14 protein-coding genes and 1 riboswitch are annotated in these 22105 nt (G+C 68.1%); of the genes, 7 read left to right on the top strand and 7 right to left on the bottom strand.

Annotated features, from left to right (window positions below; genetic code table 11):
- Positions 1–36: 36 nt before the first annotated feature.
- The 4 genes from STHE_RS04650 to STHE_RS17820 are packed head-to-tail and all read right to left on the bottom strand — an operon-like array spanning position 37 to position 4950.
- Complete coding sequence (locus STHE_RS04650; RefSeq protein WP_012871410.1) at positions 37–1677, bottom strand: ABC transporter ATP-binding protein; 1641 nt, start codon at positions 1675–1677, stop codon at positions 37–39.
- A complete protein-coding gene (locus tag STHE_RS04655; protein ID WP_012871411.1) occupies positions 1674–2681 on the bottom strand; it encodes a CbiQ family ECF transporter T component in 1008 nt (335 codons plus the stop codon). Before STHE_RS04655 ends, STHE_RS04650 begins: the two co-directional genes overlap by 4 nt.
- Positions 2678–3427, bottom strand: a complete 750-nt coding sequence (locus STHE_RS17815; protein WP_012871412.1) for a hypothetical protein — start codon at positions 3425–3427, stop codon at positions 2678–2680. The genes STHE_RS04655 and STHE_RS17815 overlap by 4 nt, the downstream gene beginning before the upstream one ends.
- Positions 3427–4950, bottom strand: a complete 1524-nt coding sequence (locus STHE_RS17820) for a prenyltransferase/squalene oxidase repeat-containing protein (protein WP_012871413.1) — start codon at positions 4948–4950, stop codon at positions 3427–3429. The genes STHE_RS17815 and STHE_RS17820 overlap by 1 nt, the downstream gene beginning before the upstream one ends.
- Positions 4951–5084: 134 nt before the next feature.
- Positions 5085–5230: riboswitch (cobalamin riboswitch) on the bottom strand.
- 195 nt (positions 5231–5425) lie between these two features.
- Here STHE_RS17820 and STHE_RS04670 point away from each other — a divergent pair.
- Positions 5426–7765, top strand: a complete 2340-nt coding sequence (locus STHE_RS04670) for a DEAD/DEAH box helicase (protein WP_012871414.1) — start codon at positions 5426–5428, stop codon at positions 7763–7765.
- Here STHE_RS04670 and STHE_RS04675 read toward each other — a convergent pair.
- Together STHE_RS04675 and STHE_RS04680 are read right to left on the bottom strand one after the other, a co-directional pair.
- Positions 7756–9051, bottom strand: coding sequence for a hydroxyacid-oxoacid transhydrogenase (locus STHE_RS04675; protein WP_012871415.1), 1296 nt, complete (start codon positions 9049–9051; stop codon positions 7756–7758). The genes STHE_RS04670 and STHE_RS04675 overlap by 10 nt on opposite strands.
- Before the next feature lie 37 nt (positions 9052–9088).
- Positions 9089–9904, bottom strand: coding sequence for an N-acyl homoserine lactonase family protein (locus tag STHE_RS04680; RefSeq protein WP_012871416.1), 816 nt, complete (start codon positions 9902–9904; stop codon positions 9089–9091).
- A 409-nt stretch (positions 9905–10313) separates the two neighbouring features.
- Here STHE_RS04680 and STHE_RS04685 point away from each other — a divergent pair, with 409 nt between their 5' ends.
- The 6 genes from STHE_RS04685 to STHE_RS04710 all read left to right on the top strand — a co-directional run bounded on the left by STHE_RS04685 (position 10314) and on the right by STHE_RS04710 (position 19659).
- Positions 10314–11693, top strand: a complete 1380-nt coding sequence (locus STHE_RS04685) for a hypothetical protein (RefSeq protein ID WP_041398817.1) — start codon at positions 10314–10316, stop codon at positions 11691–11693.
- Between the two features lie 701 nt (positions 11694–12394).
- A complete protein-coding gene (locus tag STHE_RS04690; protein WP_245534881.1) occupies positions 12395–13681 on the top strand; it encodes a dihydroorotase in 1287 nt (428 codons plus the stop codon).
- A complete protein-coding gene (carA, locus tag STHE_RS04695) occupies positions 13674–14834 on the top strand; it encodes a glutamine-hydrolyzing carbamoyl-phosphate synthase small subunit (RefSeq protein WP_012871419.1) in 1161 nt (386 codons plus the stop codon). Before STHE_RS04690 ends, carA begins: the two co-directional genes overlap by 8 nt.
- 8 nt (positions 14835–14842) lie before the next feature.
- Positions 14843–18085, top strand: a complete 3243-nt coding sequence (gene carB, locus STHE_RS04700; protein WP_012871420.1) for a carbamoyl-phosphate synthase large subunit — start codon at positions 14843–14845, stop codon at positions 18083–18085.
- A gap of 51 nt (positions 18086–18136) precedes the next feature.
- On the top strand, positions 18137–18742 hold the full coding sequence (gene pyrE / locus STHE_RS04705) for an orotate phosphoribosyltransferase (protein WP_012871421.1): 606 nt from the start codon (positions 18137–18139) through the stop codon (positions 18740–18742).
- Positions 18743–18924: 182 nt separating this feature from the next.
- Complete coding sequence (locus STHE_RS04710) at positions 18925–19659, top strand: B3/B4 domain-containing protein (RefSeq protein WP_012871422.1); 735 nt, start codon at positions 18925–18927, stop codon at positions 19657–19659.
- Positions 19660–20040: 381 nt separating this feature from the next.
- Here the strand turns inward: STHE_RS04710 and ligA are convergent, their stop codons facing one another.
- A complete protein-coding gene (gene ligA, locus STHE_RS04715; protein WP_012871423.1) occupies positions 20041–22083 on the bottom strand; it encodes an NAD-dependent DNA ligase LigA in 2043 nt (680 codons plus the stop codon).
- Between the last annotated feature and the right edge of the window lie 22 nt (positions 22084–22105).

Consider the following 22105-nt stretch of genomic DNA (forward strand, 5'->3'; position numbering starts at 1 on the left):
TCTCGGGGGCCAACCGCTCGCAGTATACGGGAGGCTTCAACTACCGGCAACGGGCGGCGCGACGCGCTCCGGATCGCTTACGGCGTGCTGATGCGCCTCGAAGCCGGGTATATCTTCGAGGACGAGCGCACGGCCGCCGAAGATCCGGTTGATCTGTGTGGCGTAGGTGAGGGAGCCGGTCAGGACCTGTCGCGGCGGGCCGTCGGCCACGACCTCCCCGTCACCCAGGAGCAGCACGCGGTCGGCGCAGACAGCCGCCAGCTCTACATCGTGGGTGGCCATCACGACGCAGGTACCGATACCAGCAAGGCGTCGCAGCAGCGCGATCAGCCGCTCACGCGCCTCGCCGTCGAGCCCGCGCGTCGGCTCGTCGAGCAGGAGGACTGCGGGCGCGCTAGCCAGCACTGCGGCCAGGGCGACACGCTGGCGTTCCCCGGTGCTGAGGTCGCGCGGGTTGCGCGCTGCGAGGTGGGCGACTCCTGCCATCTCCAGTGCGGGGCCGACATCTCCCGGAAGTCCGAGCGCTCGCAGGGTGAAACGCACCTCGGCCGCGACCGTCTCGTTGAACAGCATGGCGCTGGGGTTCTGGGGCAGGTAGGCCACGGTGCGTGCCAGGTCTGGCGTCGCGGTGCCGGCGATGTCCTGGCCGCGCAGGAGGATGCGTCCCGCCGCCGGACGCAAGAGCCCGTTGAGATGCTTGAGCAGGGTGGTTTTTCCGGCGCCGTTTCTGCCCATCAGGGCGGTGACGGTGCCCTCACGGAAGACAGCGGAGACGTCCCGCAGCGTGGTGCGCTCGCCGTAGCGGAATGTGACCCCCTGCACCTCAAGGACGACGTCGCCACCGGCCGATGGGTCGTTCAGTGGGGTGACCGGGGGCGGCATGCTCTGCGCCAGGCGGCGCCCCTCCCGCACCGTGAGCGGGAGCGGGTCCCAGCCGAGTGCCAGGCCCAGCCGCACGAGCGGGGGAGGATACTGAAGTGCCGCGGCCACGCTGCGAGGCGGACCGCTCGCGACGATGCTCCCGTCCGAGCCGAGCAACAGGACGCGTTCGGCGGAGGGCAGGACGCGATCAAGGCGGTGCTCGGCGATCACGACCGTCGTCCCGAGGTCGGCGTGCAGGCGGTCGAGGACGGAAAGGACCGCTTCAGCGCTCCAGGGGTCGAGCTGCGAGGTCGGCTCGTCCAGCGCCAGTACCGGAGGACGCATCGCCATCGCCGCGGCGATCACGACGCGCTGGCGCTCACCGCCGGAGAGGGACGCGATCTCCCGGTCGCGGAGCGGCGCGATCCCGAGCAGGTCTAGCGCCTCCTCGACGCGCAGGCGGATCTCGTGGCGTGGCAGCCCGTAATTTTCCGGCCCGAAGGCGATCTCATCCTCGACCCGGTCCATGACCGTCTGGCGCTCCGGGTCCTGGCCGACGAAGCCCACGATCCGGCCGAGGTCGGCCGGCTGCACTCGGCGGGTATCGATCCCCTGCACGAGCACCCGGCCGCCGAAGACACCGCCGTAGAAGTGGGGCACCAGCCCGTTGAGCGCGCGCAGCAGGGTCGACTTCCCCGCGCCGGAAGGTCCGGCCACGACGGTGTAAGAGCCGGGGGCCATCTCCTCGGTGATGGCGCTGAGCGCCGGCGTCGAGCGCCGTGGGTAGCGGTAGGTCAGCCGATCGAGGTGGATCATGCTGGCCGCCGTCCCTCTGAGAGCAGCGCGGGCGCTGCAATCAGGAGGCCGGCCACGCCAGGGGCCAGCGCAAACGGTGGCCAGGTAAGGCGCGGATAGGGGGAGTAGTTCAGGGCGGCAGTTGCGATCGAGGCGACGACCAGGAGCACGCCCAGCGTCGCTGTCGCCAGGATCGCGGCATCACACCAGTCCCAACTCAAGCGACGATAGCGGCCGCGCCCGTGCGTTCCCCGCCGCGCGGCCACGACCAGTCCGACGATGGGGATGAGGAACACCGCCGCGGCGAGGCGGTACCCCAGCCCGACCGCCACGGCTGATGCGGCCGCGATTGCGACCGCCGGGATTGCCCAGTGTGCCGGGATGCGCGCTGTGCGCCCGGCGCCGAAGGCGCGGCTCTCCATTGTCTCGGCCAAGTCGAAGGCGTGCTCCAGCCCGAGGGTCAGGACGGGAACCAGGAGCGGCGGCACGTCGCGGATCGAGCGGATACGGAACCCGCGAGCCATCTGGGCCTCGCGGACCTCCCGAACCGCGCGAAGCGTCTGCGGGAAGATGCTCAGGCCGATGATGGCGGCGACCCCGACGGCCGCCAGCGGACCAGGAACCAGCCGGAGGAGCGCCGCCCGATCGACCGCCGCGCTGAACGCTGCCGCCAGCAGCAGGAGATCGAAGATCGCTAGCGCCGAGACGAGGCCGTAGACCAAGGCGTTGAGTGTCACCGGGCCGCCCACGATGGGGATCGAGTCGGGCAGGCGCGCGAGCACCCGGTCCCCAGTGTGCACGGTCAGGATGTTGAAGAGCACGCTGATCGCAGCGACCACGGCTCCGAAGCGGAGCACAGTCCCCCATGCAGCCTGGGCCACGGAGCGGCGGTCCAGTGAGAGCAGAACCGCCGCCAGGGCCGCCGTGGCGAGCATGAGGTAGAGCGGGTTGCGGGTGGTCACCACCAGCAGGGCAGATGCGCCCGCCCACGCGAGCCAGGAAACGGGGTTCACGCGCTGGCTCATGCCTGGCTCCCGCTCCGTCGCCGCCGGAGCACGGTGACCATCGCCACACCTGCGGCTGCGATCAGCAGCGCACCGAAGGCCAGGTAGGTTGTCGGCATCGACCCGTCGTCCTCCTCCGGCTGGGCGGTGCGGGTGGTGACCTGACCGCTGGGGTCGACCTCGACGGCCAGCACCCTCGGCTCTGCCCCGTCCCCGGCACCCTGTCCGTCGACGCCGTTCAGTCGAGCGATCTCGTCGATCGATATGGCAGGCAGTTGGGGGTCGTCAGCGGCCCAGGACCACCCGTCGACATCCCCGTCGCGGACGGTACGGTTATCCGGGCCGTTCATCTGGAGGTTCCACGTCCCGTCCGGTGTCAGGCTCAAGTACTGCCAGTAGTAGGAGGGGTTGTCGTCGCTCTGGCAGAAGCAGTCATCGGAGGGACAGCCTTCGCCGTCGAGTGAGCAGACAGCGCTGCCAAGGCCGCTGAAGGTGGTCACCTCCGTTGCGAGCCCGGATCGGGTGAGGAGCTCCATCCCTGTCAGCTCGGGCTCGGTGAACTCGACGTAGACGTAGACCAGGCGCCCGTCACCGTGGCGGACCACCAGTCCCGCCGCGTTCGTGTCAGCGGCGGCGGCTCTAGGGGAGAACACAAGTGCGGCGAGCATGGCGAGCGCCGCCAGCGCGCCGAGCACGCGGGTTGAAAGCATCACCCCCGGGCGCCCCGAACCGCGGCGGCCGGGTGGGAGAATGGTGTCGGTACTCATCAGTTCACCTCACGTGAGCGGGTCAGCAGCTCAACACCCAGTCGCCCGACCAGAACGTCATAGTGCGACCATGCGGCACCTGGATGCCACTCCAGCCGTGCCCGCTCGAAGTACTGAACCGTGCGGCCGTCTTCGACGACCTCCTCGCTGATGGGATAGCCGTAGACCGAGAGCGCGCCGTAGCGCTGCCAGTAGTCGTTGAACCCGCCACAGAGGTTGTGTTGGGTCTGGGGGAAGTAGAGGCAGTCAGGTTGCTCGATCGGCTCAGCCGGAGCGAATGGTGGCGAGCTGGCGCGGCCCGCGGTGTGCTCGGAGCCGATTCGCCCGAGTAGCACGTCGAAGCGCTCCGGAGCGACGCCGGGATGCCACTCGAAACGGGCACGCTCGAAGTACGGGACCGTGCGGCCGTCCTCGATGAATTCCTCGGTGATCGGATAGCCGTAGACGGCGAGCCCGCCGTACGCGAGCCAGTAGGAGAGGAACCCGGCGCACAGGTTGTGGCCCGTCGCCGCGTAGTAGGCGCAGCTCTCCTTCGGCGAGGCCGGTTGCATCGCGCGCTCAATGGCAGTGGTGCGCCCGAAACCTGTGTGAGGCGGCACCGGGAGCGGCTGGAGGGCCAGCGCCGGGACTGCCTGGGCCGTCACGGGCAGGTTGTCGCCGGGCTCGTCAGCCCAGGCGCGCAGCGCGCCGCTGTCGTTCTGCAGGCGCTCCAGCGCGGCCATTCCGACCGCCACGGTGTCCAACGTGGCGCGCTCGCCCGCTGCGAGCATCGCCTGGATCGCGAACGCACTCGACGTGGCGTCGCCCACGGCCGGGACCTGGGCTCCGACCTGGGCGACGAACGAACCATCGTCGGTCTGCGCAGCCAGGAGGTATCCGATGCCGCGATCGACCGCGGTGGTGCCCCGCTCCCCGGCCGCAACAAGCGCCTGGATCGTGAGCGCCGTCGTGCGGCTGTCGCTCCGGCGGGATCCTTGTTCCGGGAGGGAAGACCAGCCCCCGTCGATCGCTTGAGCATCGATCAGCGCGTTGACTGCGGCAGCCGGGACCGGTTGCCTTGCCGCCGCCAGCGCCATGACGGCGAAGGCATGGTTGACGATCTGCGGGTCGAACAGGCCGGTCGCGGGGTCAAAGTTCGCCGTGAGGCGCGCGAGCAGATCTATCCCGCCGAAGTCGCGCGGGTCTACGCCGCTGGCGACCGCAACCAGCGTCAACTTCGCAGCGCCGACCGGCGTGTCGGCATAGTCGCCGGCCACGGCGCGCAGGTAGTCGATGATCGACGGACCGCCCGCTGCCACGAGATCCGGGTCAACCCCGGCCGCGGCGAAGGCGAGGGCGGCGTCGGCGGTGATCCCCGGCTCGCTGTCACCCGACTGGCTGGCAAACCCGCCATCCGGCTGCTGCTGGGTACGCAGCCAGTCAACCGCGCGGGTCACCGGCAGGCTGGGACTCCCGCGCGCTGGCGGTGCCAGACCGAGCCAGAGCGGGCTCGCCAGCACCAGGGTCGGAATCGTTCGTTGCATGGAGGTCCCCCCAGTGTACGGCAGACAATGGGCCGTCTGCGTCCTCACGATGAGGCCGCTCAGAGGTGAGCGATTGGGGGGCTAGGTTCGGCGTAGCGTGGGCACCATGGTGTCCTCCCTCCTTGGCTCGAGGCGGTTCGGACACGGCAGCGGCGGGTAATCTGGCTTCGCCGCGGCGAGGCGCGGCGTCACAGTTGCGGCACAGCCCCGGACTTTCACCGGTGTTCCCCCGGGTGGACCGGCCAGGCTTAGGCCGGTACCCGCTGCCGTCGGGGATTCTCCATTGCTGTCCACGATGTGGACTCCCGTTAATATGGCACCGTTTTGCGGCCACGTCAAGCGCCGCGTGGCCAGTTCAGCCAGCCCTTTGGGGACGGAGCCGACGAGGACGACCGGAACCGGGTGCTATAATCGCGGCGGCGTTAGAATACATGTTCGTGTGCCTGGGACGGGCCGCAGCAGGGGCAGGAAGGGGATGCCGGTGCAGCGGGAGAGTGGTGGGATTGCCGCCGTCATCGAGCGGTTCCGGACCGACCCACGCTTTGCCTCATGCATCACCGCCTGGCGCACGATCCCTGAACGCCCGGCGGAGACAGTGCCGCTCCCGGAGGACCTTGAGCCGCGTCTCGCGGAGGCGCTGCGGGCGCGGGGGATCCAGCAGCTCTATTCCCACCAGGCCGAGGCGTTCGCCAGCGTGCGCCAGGGGCGGCACACCGCCGTCGTCACCGGTACGGCCTCGGGCAAGACATTGTGCTACACGCTGCCAGTGCTCGACGCGATCCTGCGGGACCCGACGGCGCGTGCGCTGTATCTCTTCCCGACCAAGGCCCTGGCGCAGGATCAGTACGCCAACCTTCACTCCCTGATCGAGGCTGCGGGGGCGGACATCAAGACCCACACCTACGACGGCGACACCCCGGCGAACATCCGGCGGATCATCCGTACGGCGGGCCACGTCGTCATCACCAACCCCGACATGCTGCACTCGGGCATCCTGCCGCACCACACCAAGTGGCACAACCTTTTCGAGAACCTGCGCTTCGTGGTGATCGACGAGATGCACGGCTACCGGGGCGTCTTCGGCTCGCACGTTGCCAACGTGATCCGGCGGCTGAAGCGAATCTGCCAGCACTACGGGTCAAGCCCGGTCTTCATCCTGGCGTCGGCGACGATCGCCAACCCGGAGGAGCTTGCGCGGCGGCTCATCGAGGAGGACGTGCACGTCATTGATCGGGACGGCGCACCCCACGGACGGCGGGAGTTCGCCTTCTTCAATCCGCCGGTGGTGAATCAGCAGTTGGGCATCCGTCGGTCGGTGGTGCTGGAGGCGACCAGGATCGCCAGCGAACTGGTGCGGGCCGGTGTCCACACCATCGTGTTCGCACGGGCGCGGGCCACGGCGGAGGTGATGCTGACCTACCTGCGTCAGGCACTGCCCTCGGGAATCGGCACCGAGGAGAGCATCCGGGGATACCGCGGCGGCTATCTGCCGCGGCAGCGGCGGGAGATCGAGCGCGGCCTGCGTGAAGGGCGCGTCCGCGCCGTAGTGTCGACCAATGCGCTGGAGCTGGGGGTCGACATCGGCTCGCTCGACGCCTGCGTCATGACCGGCTACCCCGGTACGGTGGCGAGCACCTGGCAGCAGGCGGGGCGCGCCGGGCGACGGGATGCGCCGTCGCTGGCGGTGCTGGTTGCATCGTCCAACCCACTGGACCAGTTCATCGTGCAGAACCCGGACTACTTCTTCCAACGCCCGCCCGAGCACGGATTGATCAACCCGGACAACCTGCTCGTGTTGGTGGACCACCTGAAGTGCGCCGCGTTCGAGTTGCCGTTCAAGGACGGGCAGCGCTTCGGGAACGTGGACCCCACGGAGGTGCTGGAGTACCTCGAAGAGGAGCGTGTGCTCCACCATGCGGGCGACACCTGGTACTGGACAGCCGACACCTACCCGGCAGAGGAGATTAGCCTGCGCACGGCGGCGCGCGACAACGTGGTCATCATCGACACCGGAGAGCCGGGAAAGCCGCGGGTGATCGGCGAGGTAGACAGCTTCGCGGCGCCGATGCTGGTCCACACAGAAGCCATCTACATGCACGAGGGGCAGCAGTACCACGTCGACCGGCTGGATTGGGACGAGAAGAAAGCCTACGTCCACCCTGTTGATGTGGACTACTACACCGACGCGAGCATGTCGGTCCGGGTGCAGGTCATCGAACAGTTCTCGGAGGGCGAGCCCTGGGCCGAGCGGCACCACGGCGAGGTGCTGGTGGGGGCCATCGTGACCCAGTACAAGAAGATCAAACTGTACACCCACGAGAACATCGGCTGGGGTCGGGTCCACCTGCCCGAGCAACAGATGCACACGTCTGCCTACTGGTTCTCGCTGCCGGAGCATGCGACTGCGCGCATGCGCTCGGCCGACCTGCAGGGCGCGCTAGTCGGCCTGGCGAACGTGGTCGGGAACGTGGCGCCGCTCTTCCTCATGTGCGACCCGCGCGACATCGGCGTCTATCCGCAGGTGCGCTCGCCCTTCACCCAGCGGTCCACCATCTTCGTCTACGACCAGATCCCTGGCGGGATCGGCTTCAGCCCGAAGCTGTACGACCTGCACCACGAACTGCTCAGGGCGGCCTACGACCTCGTGCGTGGCTGCGGCTGCCAGTCGGGCTGCCCGTCGTGCGTCGGGCCGATGACGGAGGTCGGAGAATCCGGGAAGGCCAACACGCTGGCGCTCCTCCGCATCATGCGGGGTGCCGCGTCCGGCGCCAACGGGCGCGGACGCGGCGTGGAGCGCGCGGATGGCTACCAGTAGCGCATCGCGTCCCGGAAGATGCCGGCAAGAGCATCGGCGTCGACCGGCCGGGGGGAGCCGACCAGCAGCCTCTGCTGCTTCATGGCACCTTCGACCAGACCGGGGATGTCGGCCTCGCCATAGCCCAGCTCCTCTAGTCCGTTGGGGATTCCCACGTCCCGCATCAGTTGCTGGATTGCGTCGGCGGCTGCCTCGGCGGCGGCCCGCACAGGCATGCCGCGGGTGTCGACCCCGAGCAGCTCTGCCAGCTCGGCGTGGCGCTCCGGCCACGCCGCCGCGGTGTAGCGGAAGGCGGCCGGCGCATTGATGATGACCGACAGCCCGTGGGGCACCAGCGGCTCATCGACGTCGTAGTCGGGCGGCCAGTACTCCTTGACCATCCCGGCGACCGGGTAGGCCATGGCGTGCGGGATGTGGACACCGGCGTTGCCGAAGCCGATCCCGGCGAAGGTACTGGCGAGCAGCATGTAGCTGCGTGCCTCGATGTCGAGGGGGTTGTAGGTCGCCCGCCGCAGGTAGGTGGCACACCACCGGATCGCCTGCTGGCTCCACAGGTCAGCGATCGGGTTCGAGCCGATGTAAGCCGGGCGCTCCGCCGGGTTGGGAATCCGTGGCCGGGTGTCGTACGGGCGGGCGGTGAACGACTCGGCCGCGTGGCAGATCACATCGCAGCCGACCGAGGCGGTCACCATCGGTGGGCAGTGCAGCGTATTGAGCGGATCGATCACGGCCACGGTCGGACGGATGTAGCGGTGCGAGATGCCCGTCTTCACCTTCTGGTCCAGCAGGTCGAGGACGATAACCGGAGTCGTCTCACTGCCGGTCCCGGCTGTGGTCGGGAGCGCGATGTGGGGCTTGAGGGGGCCGGGGACCGGCTTGCCGGCCCCGATCGGCTTGTTGATGTAGTCGAGCAGCTCCCCCTCGTGGGTGCTGAAGAGGTTCATCGCCTTGGCGGTGTCGATCGTGCTGCCGCCGCCGAGCGAGATGAACGCTTCCGGCCTGCTCTTGCGTGCCACCTCGATCGCCTCGCGCAGCGAGACATCGGTTGGCTCGACATGGATGTGGTCGAAGATCTCCAGCTCGACCCCGGCGTCGCGGGCGATGCCCTCCACCTTTTCGACGAGACCGAACTGCCGGAGGTTGCGGTCGGTGACCAGCATGGCGCGGCGGATGCCGAGCCGATCCAACTCGTATCCCAGCTCCTCGGTCGCGCCGAGCCCGAAGCGGATCGGGACCGTGTCGAGCGCGATGATCGTCTCGGTGGGGATGAGACGCTCGGTCGCCACCGCGTGCCTCCTCTCCTGTCTGGCGTGTGGCGGGCGGTTACTCGTAGTACTCGGGCGCCTTCTTGAGCCGCTGGAACGCCTCCATGTCGTGCCCGAAGCCTATTGTGGCCTCGTACTTCCGCGCGATCTGCTTGATGGCGTACATCGACCGATAGTAGGCAACCGTGTCGTAGACGATACCCGACAGCCGCCACTCGTTGAGGTTGCGCTCCAGGTAGATGGCGTCCGAGGTGAAGATGAAGGTGCCCGAGTGCTGGGTATGGGCGACCATACCGATCAGACCAGGGGTATGGCCCGGCCAATGGAAGAGGTGCAGATCCGGCGCCAGTTCGAGGTGGTTACTCATCATGACGTCGTAGTTCAGATTCGGCAGGTCAAACTCGACCTTGGCATAGGCGCCGGCGAAATCGAGCGGGCCGGTGTGGGTCACCTTCAGGGCGTGCGCCAGCTCGTCCTCGTGGACGATAATCCCCCGGCTACCGGCCTTGGTCCCGCGGAAGAAGTCAAGGCAGCCGCAGTGGTCCACATGCAGGTGCGAGATGACAACGATGTCGATGTCGCTCATGCGGAGGCCGAGTTGCTCCAACTGCGCAGGCAGGAGCTGCTTCGGGCTGGCTCGGTAGGGGAAGACGGGTCGCAAGGCTTCAGGCCAGCGCTGCTCCCACTCGGGGTGGCAGGTGGCGTCGTAGAGGACCCATCCGAGCTTCGGGTGCTCGATCAGGACGGTGTACGTGGGGATTGTGACCCACTCCGCGGGCGGGTTGGGATTGTCGACGGTACCGGTGTGCGGGTTGAGCACCAGCCAGGCGAGGTCGAGGTCGAGCGTGCCGTTGTCGAGGATGAAGAGTTTCACGGCCGAGCTCCTTCCTGCACGGATGCGACGTGTCGACAAGCAGGCAAGGCTCAAGCGGTGCCGGCGTTCCGCTCTGCCCCGGTGTTATTGGGTTGTGCCCTTGATCCCAGTATATGCTAACGACACAGGAAGTAAAGCCTCGGAGGCCGCGAAAAGGGTTCTTGTGCCTCCAAGTCACCACTGCCCGCGTGGTGACATCATGGAGGGCACCGGCCCGGCGGAGTCGCGCATAGCGGCAGACGAGCTCCATCGCTGCTACCCAGCTAACGCGGCCGTGGTCGTGGTAGCCTCCCGCACGGACGGTTGGGAGACCGTCGAGACGGGCGAGTGGCGCCAAGTCTGAGCCAAGGCGATGCGCACTGTCGGTGAGCACGGAAGCGGGACGACGTTGACGGGTCTGCAGGAGAGGGTGGAGGAGCGAGGCCAAGCGTCGCCAGAGCGTACCTCGCGGCGGCGAGTCGAGCTGCTGGTCGCGGTGGCTCTCATGTGCGTCTACTTCGCGGTCATGAGCGGGCGGCTCTACAGCATGGACGGCCTGTTCATGTACCGGCAGGCGTGGGCCATCGCCTTCGACCACTCGATCCGGTTTGAGACTCCGGTCTGGATCTGGAAGCCGGACCCGGTCTGGAACAGCAAGTACGGTATCGGGCTGTCGCTGTTGTACCTCCCGGGCATCCTGCTCTTCCGGCGCTGGTTCGGCGACAGCACTCCCGTGTCGCTCACCCGGCCGGAGCCGCTCGACCAGTTCTACTGGAGCGAGCTGTACCTCGACCGGCTTTACACCGTGGGCGGGGCCTGGGTGCACGCCGTTGTCGTCGCCGTGACCGCCTACCTCCTGGCGCGGCTCGTCGCGGAGTTGGGCGGCTCGCGGCGGGCTGGCGTCTGGGCGATGCTCTTCTACGGCCTCGGCTCTTCCGCCTTCGTCTACGCCAAAGGGGACTTCGCTCAGCCGCTGGAGGGATTGTGCTGGGTCGCGGCATTCCTGGCTGCGGCGCGGTTCCGGCAGACCGGGGCGCGGCGGGACGTGTGGCTTGCGTCCGCGGCGGTCTGGTATGCGGTGCTTACCCGCCCAGTCGAGGGAAGCCTGCTGGTTCCTGCGGTGCTCGCCCTCGTTGCCCTCGACCTGCGGCCGGGCGAGCGGCCGTCGATCCGCATCCGAACGGCACTGCCCGTCGTCGGGCTCTACGGACTGGCTTTCGCCATCACCCTGCTGGTGAACTGGGCACGCTTCGGATCCCCGTTCGTGACCGGCTACGAGCCGCAAGAGGGGTGGCGGATGCCGGACACGACGCGTGTCCTCGGCGTGCTGGTCAGCCCGGCCAGGGGGATCATCTGGGAGTTCCCGGCGCTGGTGTTGGCCCCGCTCGGTTTCCGGGCACTGTGGCGTACCTCTGCCCGCTGGGTCGCGGTGGCGATGGTCGCGCTGGCGGGCGTGCAATTGGCCAACGTGGCGACCTGGTTGATGTGGTGGGGCGGCTGGAACTGGGGCCTGCGCCTCTTCGGTCCAGCCATCCCTTTGCTGGCAGTGCTCGCCGGGTTCGGCGCCTCAGCGCTCGGGCCGCGCACGCGCCGTTGGATGCCGGGGCTCCTCTTGCTCGCCGGGATCGCCTGGGCGGCACCCGGTATCGTCACCGATCTGCTCGGGGGTACGGCCTGCTGGCGGACGGGCCGCACGGTAGTTGGCGGATCGATGCCTTCCCGCCCTACGGCGCATGGCAGTTCCTGGAGCGATGGAGCCCACGGGCTGAGATCGACTGGGGCTCTGTCGACAATCTCTGGGTGCGATTGACGCGCACCCACGGGGACCTCGTGCTGCTCGTCCCGGCGTTGCTGCTCGGAACCGCCGCTGCGCTGGCGGGGCGTGCGTGGCAGCTCGCACGGCGGTAGGGGTGATGCGTCATGCGTCATACGTCATACATGAATCGGCGCGTGCTCGGTGGTTGATGGAGGTTGATACTGGTCCCGCGTTGTGGTCCGTGCCCGGGGCTAGAGCCGCCGGGCTGAATAAGGGCGAGCCCACTTAAGGGGCTGTGGTGCCTACCCGCAGGCGTATCCGATCCGGCCTTCTACCGGACGCCGCGGCTCCAGCCCGCTAAAGCGGGCTTCGTTTGTCAGCCCGGGGGTGAACCCCGGGCACGTGCTGCTACCGTAGTTCCTTCGTGTAAGTTCAACCCAATCACCCGTGGGACACGCGATACGTGGAGCGCTTCTCTCTGGTGCAGATGCCTCGCGGGGTGACATGCTGGTAGCGCCTGTGCTTGACCAGGGGGGTGCGGCGGGGTATACTTCGCCGGATTGAGAACTGGCGGGGTTGTACGAACACAGGGAACGGTCAGATTGCGCCAGTCCGCAGAACAATTCGAGGGCTTCCTGCCATCTGAAGTTGATCGTTCAAGGCCTTTGGGTTCCGGCCGAACCCAAAGGCTTTTTTCGTATGAGGTACACGGACACCGTGGAGGCCGCCCGATCCTGATCCGGGGTGGTCGCGTTGTGGACCCGTCGCAGGGGCTGGACGCGGTCGCCGACGTGTTGGTGGTCGGCGAGCAGATTGCTGCGGTCGGCGTGGGCCTGGCTGCCCCGGCGGGCGCCGAGGTGGTCGATGCGAGTGGCCTGGTGGTGACTCCCGGCTTGATCGACGTGCACGTCCACTTGCGTGATCCAGGCTTCCCGGAGAAGGAGACGCTGGAAACGGGAGCGGCCGCGGCGGTGCGGGGCGGCTTCACCACGGTGTGCTGCATGCCCAATACCAATCCGGCGCTCGATACCCCGGAGCGGATCGCCGACGTGGTCGAGCGGGCAGCCGGGTTGCCGGTTCGTATCTACCCGATCGGTGCCATCTCGATCGGCCGTGCCGGAACGGAGCCGGCGGACTGGGCAGGCATGGCCGCAGCGGGGGCGATCGGGTTCTCCGACGACGGCGACAGCACACGGAGCAGTGCGGTCATGCGCCAGGCGCTGGCGTGGTCGGCCGACTCCGGTCTGCCGATCATGGTGCACGCCGAGGACTGGACGTTGGCGCCTAGTGGGGTGATGCACGAGGGCGACGTCTCGCGAGAGCTTGACCTGCCCGGCATCCCGGCTGCGGCCGAGGAGATCATCACCGGGCGCGACATCGAACTCGCGCGGCTCACCGGCGGCTGGCTGCACGTGCTGCACGTCAGCACGGCGCATGCGCTCGACATGGTCCGGGCGGCGAAGCGCGATGGGCTACGGGTCACCGCTGAGGTGATGCCACACCACCTGCTGCTGAGCTACGAGTGGGTCGCCGGGCGGCGTCGCTTCGTCTGGGAGGATACCGTCGTGTCAGGTCCGTGCCCGGACCCGAACGCCAAAGTGAATCCGCCGCTCCGGCCAGAGGCCGATGCTCGTGCGCTGCTGGATGGCGTGACGGATGGAACGTTCGACATCATTGCGACCGACCACGCGCCGCACGCTGCGTCGGACAAGCCGGCCGACCTGCGGCGGGCGGCGTCGGGGATGATCGGTCTCGAGGTGGCATTGCCGCTGCTACTGCGTCTCGTCGAGGCTGGGCGGCTGCCGCTCATAACGGTGATCGACCGGCTCTCGACCGCTCCGGCACGGCTCTTCGGCCTCCCGGGCGGGAGCCTCCGCCCGGGCGGCGTGGCTGACCTCACCGTCTTCGACCCGGCCGCTGAGTGGGTCGTAAGCCCGGAGACCATCGCGTCGAAGAGCAAGAACACCCCGCTGGTCGGGATGACGCTGCGGGGTGCGGTTCGCATGACCATGATCGCAGGGGAGGTGCGGTATCGTGGCTGAGTTTCTCGCCTCCCGGGGGGCACTCGTGCTCGAAGACGGTCGGATCTTCCGTGGCGAGCCCTTCGGCGCCGAAGTCGATGCCGAGGGGGAGGCCGTCTTCACGACCAGCATGGTGGGTTACCAGGAGATCGCGACCGATCCGTCCTTCTACGGGCAGCTCGTCTGCCTGACCTACCCGCTCATCGGTAACTACGGCGTCAACGCTGAGGATGACCAGTCGCGCCGGCCGTGGGTGGCCGGGCTGATCGTGCGTGAGTACTGCGACGAACCGAGCCACTGGCGTGCGACCGGCACGCTGGCGGAGTACCTGCGCCGGCACGGCATTCCCGCGCTCCACTCGGTCGACACCCGTGCCCTGACCCGGCATATCCGCCGGCACGGGGCGATGCGTGCGCTGCTCGTCTCCGACCGCGCGGGACGAAGCGATGAGGAGCTGATCGAGCGGGCACGGCGGGCATGGACGCCGGGCGAACATGAAGTTGTCTCGACCGTCACGACGCCAGAGCCGCAGGTGATCGACGGCCCTGGCCCGCACGTCGTCGTGCTCGACTGTGGTCTGAAGGAGGGCATCATCTCGTCGCTGAAGCGGCGTGGTGCTCGTATTACGGTCGTTCCGGTAACGACGCCGGTATCCGAGATTCTGGCGCTGGCACCGGATGGCGTGGTGACCTCGCCAGGACCGGGCGATCCGGCACAGGCAGAGGCGGCGATGGAGACCGTGCAGGGCATTCTCGGGGCGGGAGTCCCGTTCCTCGGGATCTGCCTCGGCCACCAGTTGCTGGCACGTGCCATCGGCGCCGAGACGCGACGGTTGAAGTTCGGCCACCGGGGCGGCAACCATCCGGTGAAGGATCTCCAAACCGGGGTGGTGCGCATCACCTCGCAGAACCACGGCTACTACGTAGATGCCGGCAGTGTGCCGGTCGCACAAGGCTGGCGTGTGTCCCAGGTGAGCCTGAACGACGGGACCGTGGAGGGGCTGGAGCACGTCTCACTGCCGTTCTTCTCCATCCAGTACCACCCGGAGGGGTCGCCCGGGCCGCTCGATAGTCAGGGTGTCTTCGATCGATTTCTCGACCGCGTTCGCGCCGCGGGCTCCCGGCGGGAGGCGCCGGTGACGACGGGGACGCGGATCGGCGGGGTGCAGGAGTAGCGGACGACGTGCAATCGACCAAGCCAATCTCGAAGGTGCTGGTGATCGGCTCCGGACCGATCGTCATCGGCCAGGCGGCGGAGTTCGACTACGCCGGGACGCAGGCGCTCCGGGCGCTGCGCGAGGAGGGGATTCAATCCGTCCTGGTCAACTCCAATCCGGCCACGATCATGACCGATGAAGATGTGGCCGACGTGGTCTACATCGAGCCGTTGACACTCGACGTCCTGCGCCGGGTCATCATCCGGGAGCAGCCCGATGGACTGCTGCCGACACTGGGCGGTCAGACCGGCCTCAACCTGGCGGTGGAGCTGGCTGAGGCGGGCATCCTGGACCGTTACGGCGTGCGGCTACTCGGGACGCCCCTCGATGCCATCCGCAAGGCCGAGGACCGGGAGTTGTTCAAGCAGCTCCTGCTCGACATCGGCGAGCCGGTCATCGAGAGCACGATCGTCCACAGCCTCACCGAAGCGCGGGAGTTCGCGCGGGAAGTTCCGCTGCCCCTGATCATCCGCCCCGCCTACACCCTGGGCGGCACCGGCGGCGGCATTGCCACCACACCGGAGGAATTGGACCGCATCGTCGTCGCGGGGTTGGCCGCCAGCCCGATCAATCAGGTGCTACTTGAGCGCTCCCTGCTCGGCTGGAAAGAGATCGAGTATGAGGTGATGCGGGACGCGAGCGACACCTGCATCACCATCTGCAACATGGAAAACATGGACCCGATGGGGGTCCACACCGGCGACAGCATCGTCGTCGCGCCGAGCCAGACGCTCACCGACCGCGAGTACCAGATGCTCCGCAACGCGGCGCTCAAGATCATCCGCGCACTCGGGATCGAGGGTGGCTGCAACGTGCAGTTCGCGCTCGACCCCAACTCGGAGCAGTACTACGTCATCGAGGTCAACCCGCGGGTCAGCCGCAGCTCGGCGCTCGCGTCCAAGGCGACCGGCTATCCGATCGCCCGAGTCTCCGCCAAGATCGCGGTCGGCCGGCGGCTCGATGAGCTGATGAACTCGGTAACACGCCAGACGACGGCGGCGTTCGAGCCGGCGTTGGACTACTGCGTGGTGAAGATTCCGCGCTGGCCTTTCGACAAGTTCCGCCGGGCCGAGCGCACCATCGGCACCCAGATGAAGGCCACCGGTGAGGTCATGGCCATCGATCGGTCGTTCGAGGGGGCGCTGCAGAAGGCAGTCCGCTCCTTGGAGACCGACCAGGAGGACCTGGGCTGGGAAGACCCACTGTGGTCCGAAAACGAGTCCGCGCTCGAGGATCAGATCCAGCGGCCGAACGACCTGCGCCTCTGGGCCATGATGGCGGCGCTGCGTCGCGGGTGGACCCCGGAGACCGTCAGCCGGTTGAGCGGTATCGATCCCTGGTTCACGCGGAAGCTGGCCGGTCTGGTGGCGATGGAGCGGCGGCTGGCCGAGGAGGAGTTGACTCCACAACTCCTCTGGACGGCCAAGCGTATGGGCTTCTCCGACGCGCGGATCGCGGCGCTGGCCAACCTGACTCCTGACGAGGTCACGGCTCGCCGCCGCGAGGCGGGGATCGAGCCGGTCTACAAGATGGTCGACACCTGCGCGGCGGAGTTCGAGGCGGCCACCCCCTACTTCTACGGCACCTACGAGGAAGAAGATGAGGCTGAGCCGCTCCCAGGCGCCAAGGCGGTGGTGGTCGGCTCCGGCCCGATCCGGATCGGGCAGGGGATCGAGTTCGACTACTGCAGCGTCCAGGCGGCGACCTCGCTCGGGGAGTCGGGTCATGCCTCGATCATGATCAACAGCAACCCGGAGACGGTCTCCACCGACTTCGATACCTCCGACCGGCTCTACTTCGAGCCGCTGGACGAGGAGAGCGTCTTCGAGGTGCTGCGCCACGAGTCGGGCAGCGACGGTCGCGCGCCCGATGTGCCGGTCATCCTCCAGTTCGGCGGACAGACGGCGATCAACCTCTCCGAGCCGCTGGCAGCGCGTGGGGTACCGATCCTCGGCAGCGCGCGCGAGGCCATCGACATCGCGGAGGACCGCAAGCGGTTCGAGCGCTTCCTGGCCAATCTGGGGATCCCGCAGCCCCCGGGCGATGCGGTGACCTCGCTGGAGGCCGCGATCGAGGTGGCGGAGCGGATCGGCTATCCCGTGCTGGTCCGGCCGTCGTACGTGCTGGGTGGGCGCGCCATGGAGGTCGTCCACTCCAGGGAGTACCTGGCGCGCTATCTGGAGACGTCGGTGACCTTCGACACCGGCCACCCGGTGCTGATCGACAAGTACCTCCAGGGCAAGGAGGTCGAGGTCGACGCCATCTGCGACGGCAAGGAGGTCCTGATCCCCGGCATCATGGAGCACATCGAGCGCGCCGGGGTCCACTCCGGGGACAGCTTCGCCGTGTACCCAGGTCTGAACCTCTACCCGCGCGAGGTGGACAAGATCGTCGAGCACACGACCCAGATCGCCCTCGCGCTCGGGGCGGTCGGGCTGATCAACATCCAGTACGTGATCCACGCCGGGCGGATCTACGTGCTGGAGGTGAACCCGCGTGCCAGCCGCACCGTGCCGTTCCTGAGCAAGGCGACCGGCGTGCCGATGATCCGGCTGGCAACGAACGCCATGCTGGGCCGCAGCCTCCGCGAGCAGGGATACGAGGGCGGGCTGTGGCCGCGGCAGCCGCTGGTGGCGGTCAAGGCGCCGGTCTTCTCGATGGCCAAGCTCCGCGGCGTCGAGGTGCATCTCGGTCCGGAGATGAAGTCCACCGGAGAAGCGATGGGGATCGACCGGTCGTTTGCCCCGGCGTTCTACAAGGCGCTGCTCGCGGCCGGGATGGCGCTGCCGCCGCGCGGGTCGATCCTGGTCAGCCTGGCCGACCAGGACAAGCCGGATTCGGTCGGGTGGCTGGAGGTCCTGGCGCGCCTCGGCTACCGCATCTACGCGACCGAGGGGACCGCAGCCATGATCGAGCGGAACGGCATCCCGGTCCAGATGGTGACCAAGCGGATCGGCGCCGGCTCGCCCGATATGCTCGACGTCATCCTCAACGGGACGGTGGACGCCGTCATCAACACACCGGGGCCGGCCCAGCGTGAGGTGCTCGACGGCTTCCAGATCCGGCGCGCGGCGGTGGAACGCGGCATCCCGTGCATCACCTCGATCGACACAGCCCGTGCCATCGTCCAGACATTGGAGAGCGCGCCGAACGGCTACGCCGTCCAGCCCCTGGGCACCTACCGCCAGCGGGTGCAGGTAGGGTACTGAGGCGGGCTGCCGGCTGGGGCCTCAGAGCGGATCGTGACGGAGGGGGAGCGGGTGACCGAGGCAGAATTCGAAACGCTGCTCCGCGAGGTCGGGGCGCTGAAAGAGGGGCACTTCCTGCTGGCGTCGGGGCGACACAGTGGCCAGTACATCGAGAAGTTCGACCTCCTGCGCCAGCCTCGGATGACCGAGCAGGCGTGCCGCGAATTCGTGCGCCAGGTACAGGACTGGGGCGTCGAGGTGGTTGCCGGGCCGACCACCGGCGGCATCCTGCTCGCCTTCGAGGTCGCGCGGCAGCTTGGGGTGGCGGCGGCCTACGCGGAGCGGGCAAGTGACGGCAGCTCCGCGCGGGAGTTCCGCCGCGGGACCCAGTTCCCACCGGGCGCCAAGGTGCTGGTGGTGGACGATATCCTCACGACCGGCGGGTCGGTGCGTGAGACGCTGGCGGCGCTTGAGCGAGAAGACGTCCAGGTGCTGGGAATCGCCGTGCTGGTGGATCGCAGCGGCGGGCGGGTGGCCTTCGACGTGCCGCTTCTGGCGCTGACGCGCATGGATATCGCCACATGGGAGCCGGACGACTGCCCCCTCTGCCGTGCGGGTGTGCCACTGGTCAAGCCAGGTACCACGGCTTCCGGCGGAGGCGCACCGAAGCCCGCCTAGTGCGGCGCGTCGTACCCGGCGAATCCACCCGGGTGCTCCCCTCTCTCGATCACGCGCACGGTGCCGCGGCGTGACGCACGCGGTCCGGTCGCTAGGTTCCGGCGGCCGGACGCGGTTTTTCTCGAGGGCTGCCTTCGCGAGGTAGAGTCGAGGATCGATGTGGGATCTCTCGGAGTGTGTCAATGCACGACCTCAAGTCACTACAGGCATTCGTCGATGGCGCCTCCGTTGACGACGCGGTGTTCGCGCTCAGGCCCGACTACCGCGCGCTGCTGATCGCCGTCGACGGGATCATCCCCGGCCCGGGTGACGAGATGAGCGAGGCGTTGCTCCGCGAGGCTGAGGCCGCTGCCTGTGCCCTGCTCCGCGACCGGCCGGTGAGCGAAGTCCCGCATGTGGCCGCATGGCGTGAGGCGTACCGGGCGTTCGGTGCCAAGCCGCAACGGACCCGCAACAGCCTGGAAGCCCTGTTGCGCCGCGCGCCGTCAGGCCTGCCCCGCGTGAACCGGCTGACCGACGTCTACAACGCAATCTCCGTGCTGCATCAGGTTCCGGCCGGTGGAGAGGATCTGGACCGCTACCGCGGCTCACCCCGGTTGATCCGTGCCACGGGCGAGGAGCCCTTCGACACCGTGGCTGATGGCGAGGTCGTGATCGAATACCCCGAACCCGGTGAGGTCGTGTGGTGCGACGACGCAGATGTGACCTGCCGACGCTGGAACTGGCGCCAGGCACGCCGCACCCAGCTCACTGACGAGACCACCGCGGCGCCGTTCATCCTGGACGCGCTGGAACCGATGACCGACGAGGCACTCCACGCGGCCGCCGACGACCTGATCTACCACCTGTCACGGTTCTCCCCCGACATCCGCGTCGCCCGCCGGGTGATAGCGCCGGACTTGCGCTCTGAGAACTGACGGTCTGGGTCCAACGACGCACGGGTGCTCCCCGAGGCACCGGTGCCGCCAACTGCCAGGACCACGGCTCCTCACCGCCGGGGTGTGTCAAGTCCTTGAACCGGGATGCACTCTGATGGATCGCTTCAAGAGTATCCCGCCTACCCGGTCTGCTCCTGGGATCCGGCCTGTGCCTGGCGGAGGGCGCGGAGTTGGATGTGGAGGGCCGCAAGTTCGGTGAGGCGGCGCGAGGGTGTTGTGCGTGGCTCCCGCACGTGCTCGTCCCGGCGTTCAAGGATCATGAACGCAATTCTGCCGATTGTCCGGACAACGTAGACTGGATCGTCCGCTCGGGTCTCGGTGCGGTAGCCGGACCACGTTGCTCCTTGTCAGGCGTCGGCGCTAGCTCGGGTCTTCGTCCGTCGCGCCGTTGAGGAGCGCCAGGAAGGCCTGCTCGTCAAGGATCTGAACGCCCAGCTCCCGCGCGCGGTCGGCCTTGCTCCCCGGATCCTGTCCGACGATGACAAAGTCGGTCTTACGCGACACCGAACTCGTGACCGTGGCTCCCATTCGGCGCAGCGCCTCCTGCGCCTGCTCGCGCGTCATGGACTCGAGCCGACCGGTGAGGACGACCGTCTTTCCGGCGAGGCGGCCGTCGACCGGCGCGGTGTCGCCGTCTGCCTCGGTCATGCGGAGGCCGTGGGCGCGCAGGCGCTGGATCAGCGCCAGGTTCTGCGGCTCGCGGAAGAAGTCGTACACGGCCTCGGCGACGACCCTTCCGAAGCCGGGGATGCCCTGCAACTCCTCGATCGACGCGGCGGCGATCCGGTCCATGCTGTTGAAGTGCTGGGCCAGCAGGCGGGCGTTGCGCTCACCGACGTGGCGGATGCCGAGGGCGTGGAGGAGGCGCGACAGTGGGCGCTCCTTGCTCGCCTCGATCGAGGCCTGGAGGTTGGCGATGCGCTTGTCACCGAAGCCTTCGAGTTGTCGGATCCGCTCCCAGTCGAGTTCGTAGATGTCGGCGACGGAGTGGATCAGACCGAGGTCGACGAACTGCTCGGCCAGACGGCTGCCGAACCCCTCGATGTCCATTGCACCGCGTGAGACGAAGTGCCGCACCGCCTCGCGCAGCCGGGCGGGGCAGGAAGCGTTCACGCAGTAGCGCATCACTTCCCCTTCGAGCCGGACGGCCGCCGCGCCGCAGACCGGGCAGTGGTCCGGCATGGTGAAGGGACGCTCGTCGCCGTCGCGCGCCGAGACCACGACGGCCACGATCTTGGGGATGACGTCACCTGAGCGCTGGACGACGACCCTGTCGCCGATCAAGAGATCGAGCCGCCGGATTTCGTCCTCGTTGTGCAGGGTGGCGCGTCGGACGACCACGCCGCCGATCTCGACCGGGTCGAGGATTGCCACCGGGTTCAGGCTGCCGGTGCGGCCGACGTTGACTTCGATGTCGCGCAGGATGGTCGTCTTCTGGATTGCAGGGAACTTGTACGCAATGGCCCAGCGCGGCTCGCGGGACACGGTTCCGAGTTCGGCCTGGAGATCCTCGTCGTTGACCTTGACCACGACGCCGTCGATCTCGAAGTCGAGCTCGTCCCGAAGGCTCAGCCACCGCTCACACTCTGCCCAGACCTCGTCGATCGTCTGCCACACGTGATAGTCGGGCGCGGTCGGGATGCCGAGGGTGCGGAGCAGGTCGAGGTTGGCCGTGTGGGTGCCGTTGTGCTGGCCACCCTCGATGATGCCGACGTCCCAGGCGTAGAAGCGCAGTGGGCGGGAGGCGGTCACGTTCGGGTCGAGCTGGCGCAGCGAGCCGGCTGCGGCGTTGCGCGGGTTGGCGAAGAGAATTTCGCCGGCCTCTCCGCGGCGGCGGTTGAGCGCCTCGAAGTCGCTCTTGCGCATGTAGATCTCGCCGCGCACCTCGAGCACTTCGGGGACGTGGACGCCGTCGACATCGTGGAGACGCAGCGGGACGTTGCGGACGGTGCGAATGTTGGCGGTGACGTCCTCGCCCTGGATGCCGTCGCCACGAGTTGCTCCCCGCTCGTAGACGCCGTTCCGGTAGAGGATGGAGACGGCGCTGCCGTCGATCTTCGGTTCGGTCACGAACTCGATGTCCCGGCGCCCGGCGAGCCGGTAGACCCGCTCGGCCCACTGGCGCAGTTCCTGCTCACTGAAGGCGTTGGCAAGGCTGAGCATCGGGATCTCATGGCGGACGGTGCCGAAGGCTGAGGAGGGCGGTGCGCCGACGCGCTGCGTGGGGGAGTCCGGGGTGATTAGCTCCGGATGCGCTGCCTCCAACTCGCGCAGCTCGTTCATCAGCGCGTCGTACTCGGCATCGCTCACCGATGGTTGATCGAGGACGTAGTACTCGTAGTTGTAGCGCTCGATGAGCTTCCGCAGCTCCGCGATCCGCTCCTGGACGTCCACGTCGTCCATACTCTGCCGACTCCTTCGCGCC

It is taken from the genome of Sphaerobacter thermophilus DSM 20745 (assembly GCF_000024985.1).
Classification (GTDB): Bacteria; Chloroflexota; Chloroflexia; order Thermomicrobiales; family Thermomicrobiaceae; genus Sphaerobacter; species Sphaerobacter thermophilus.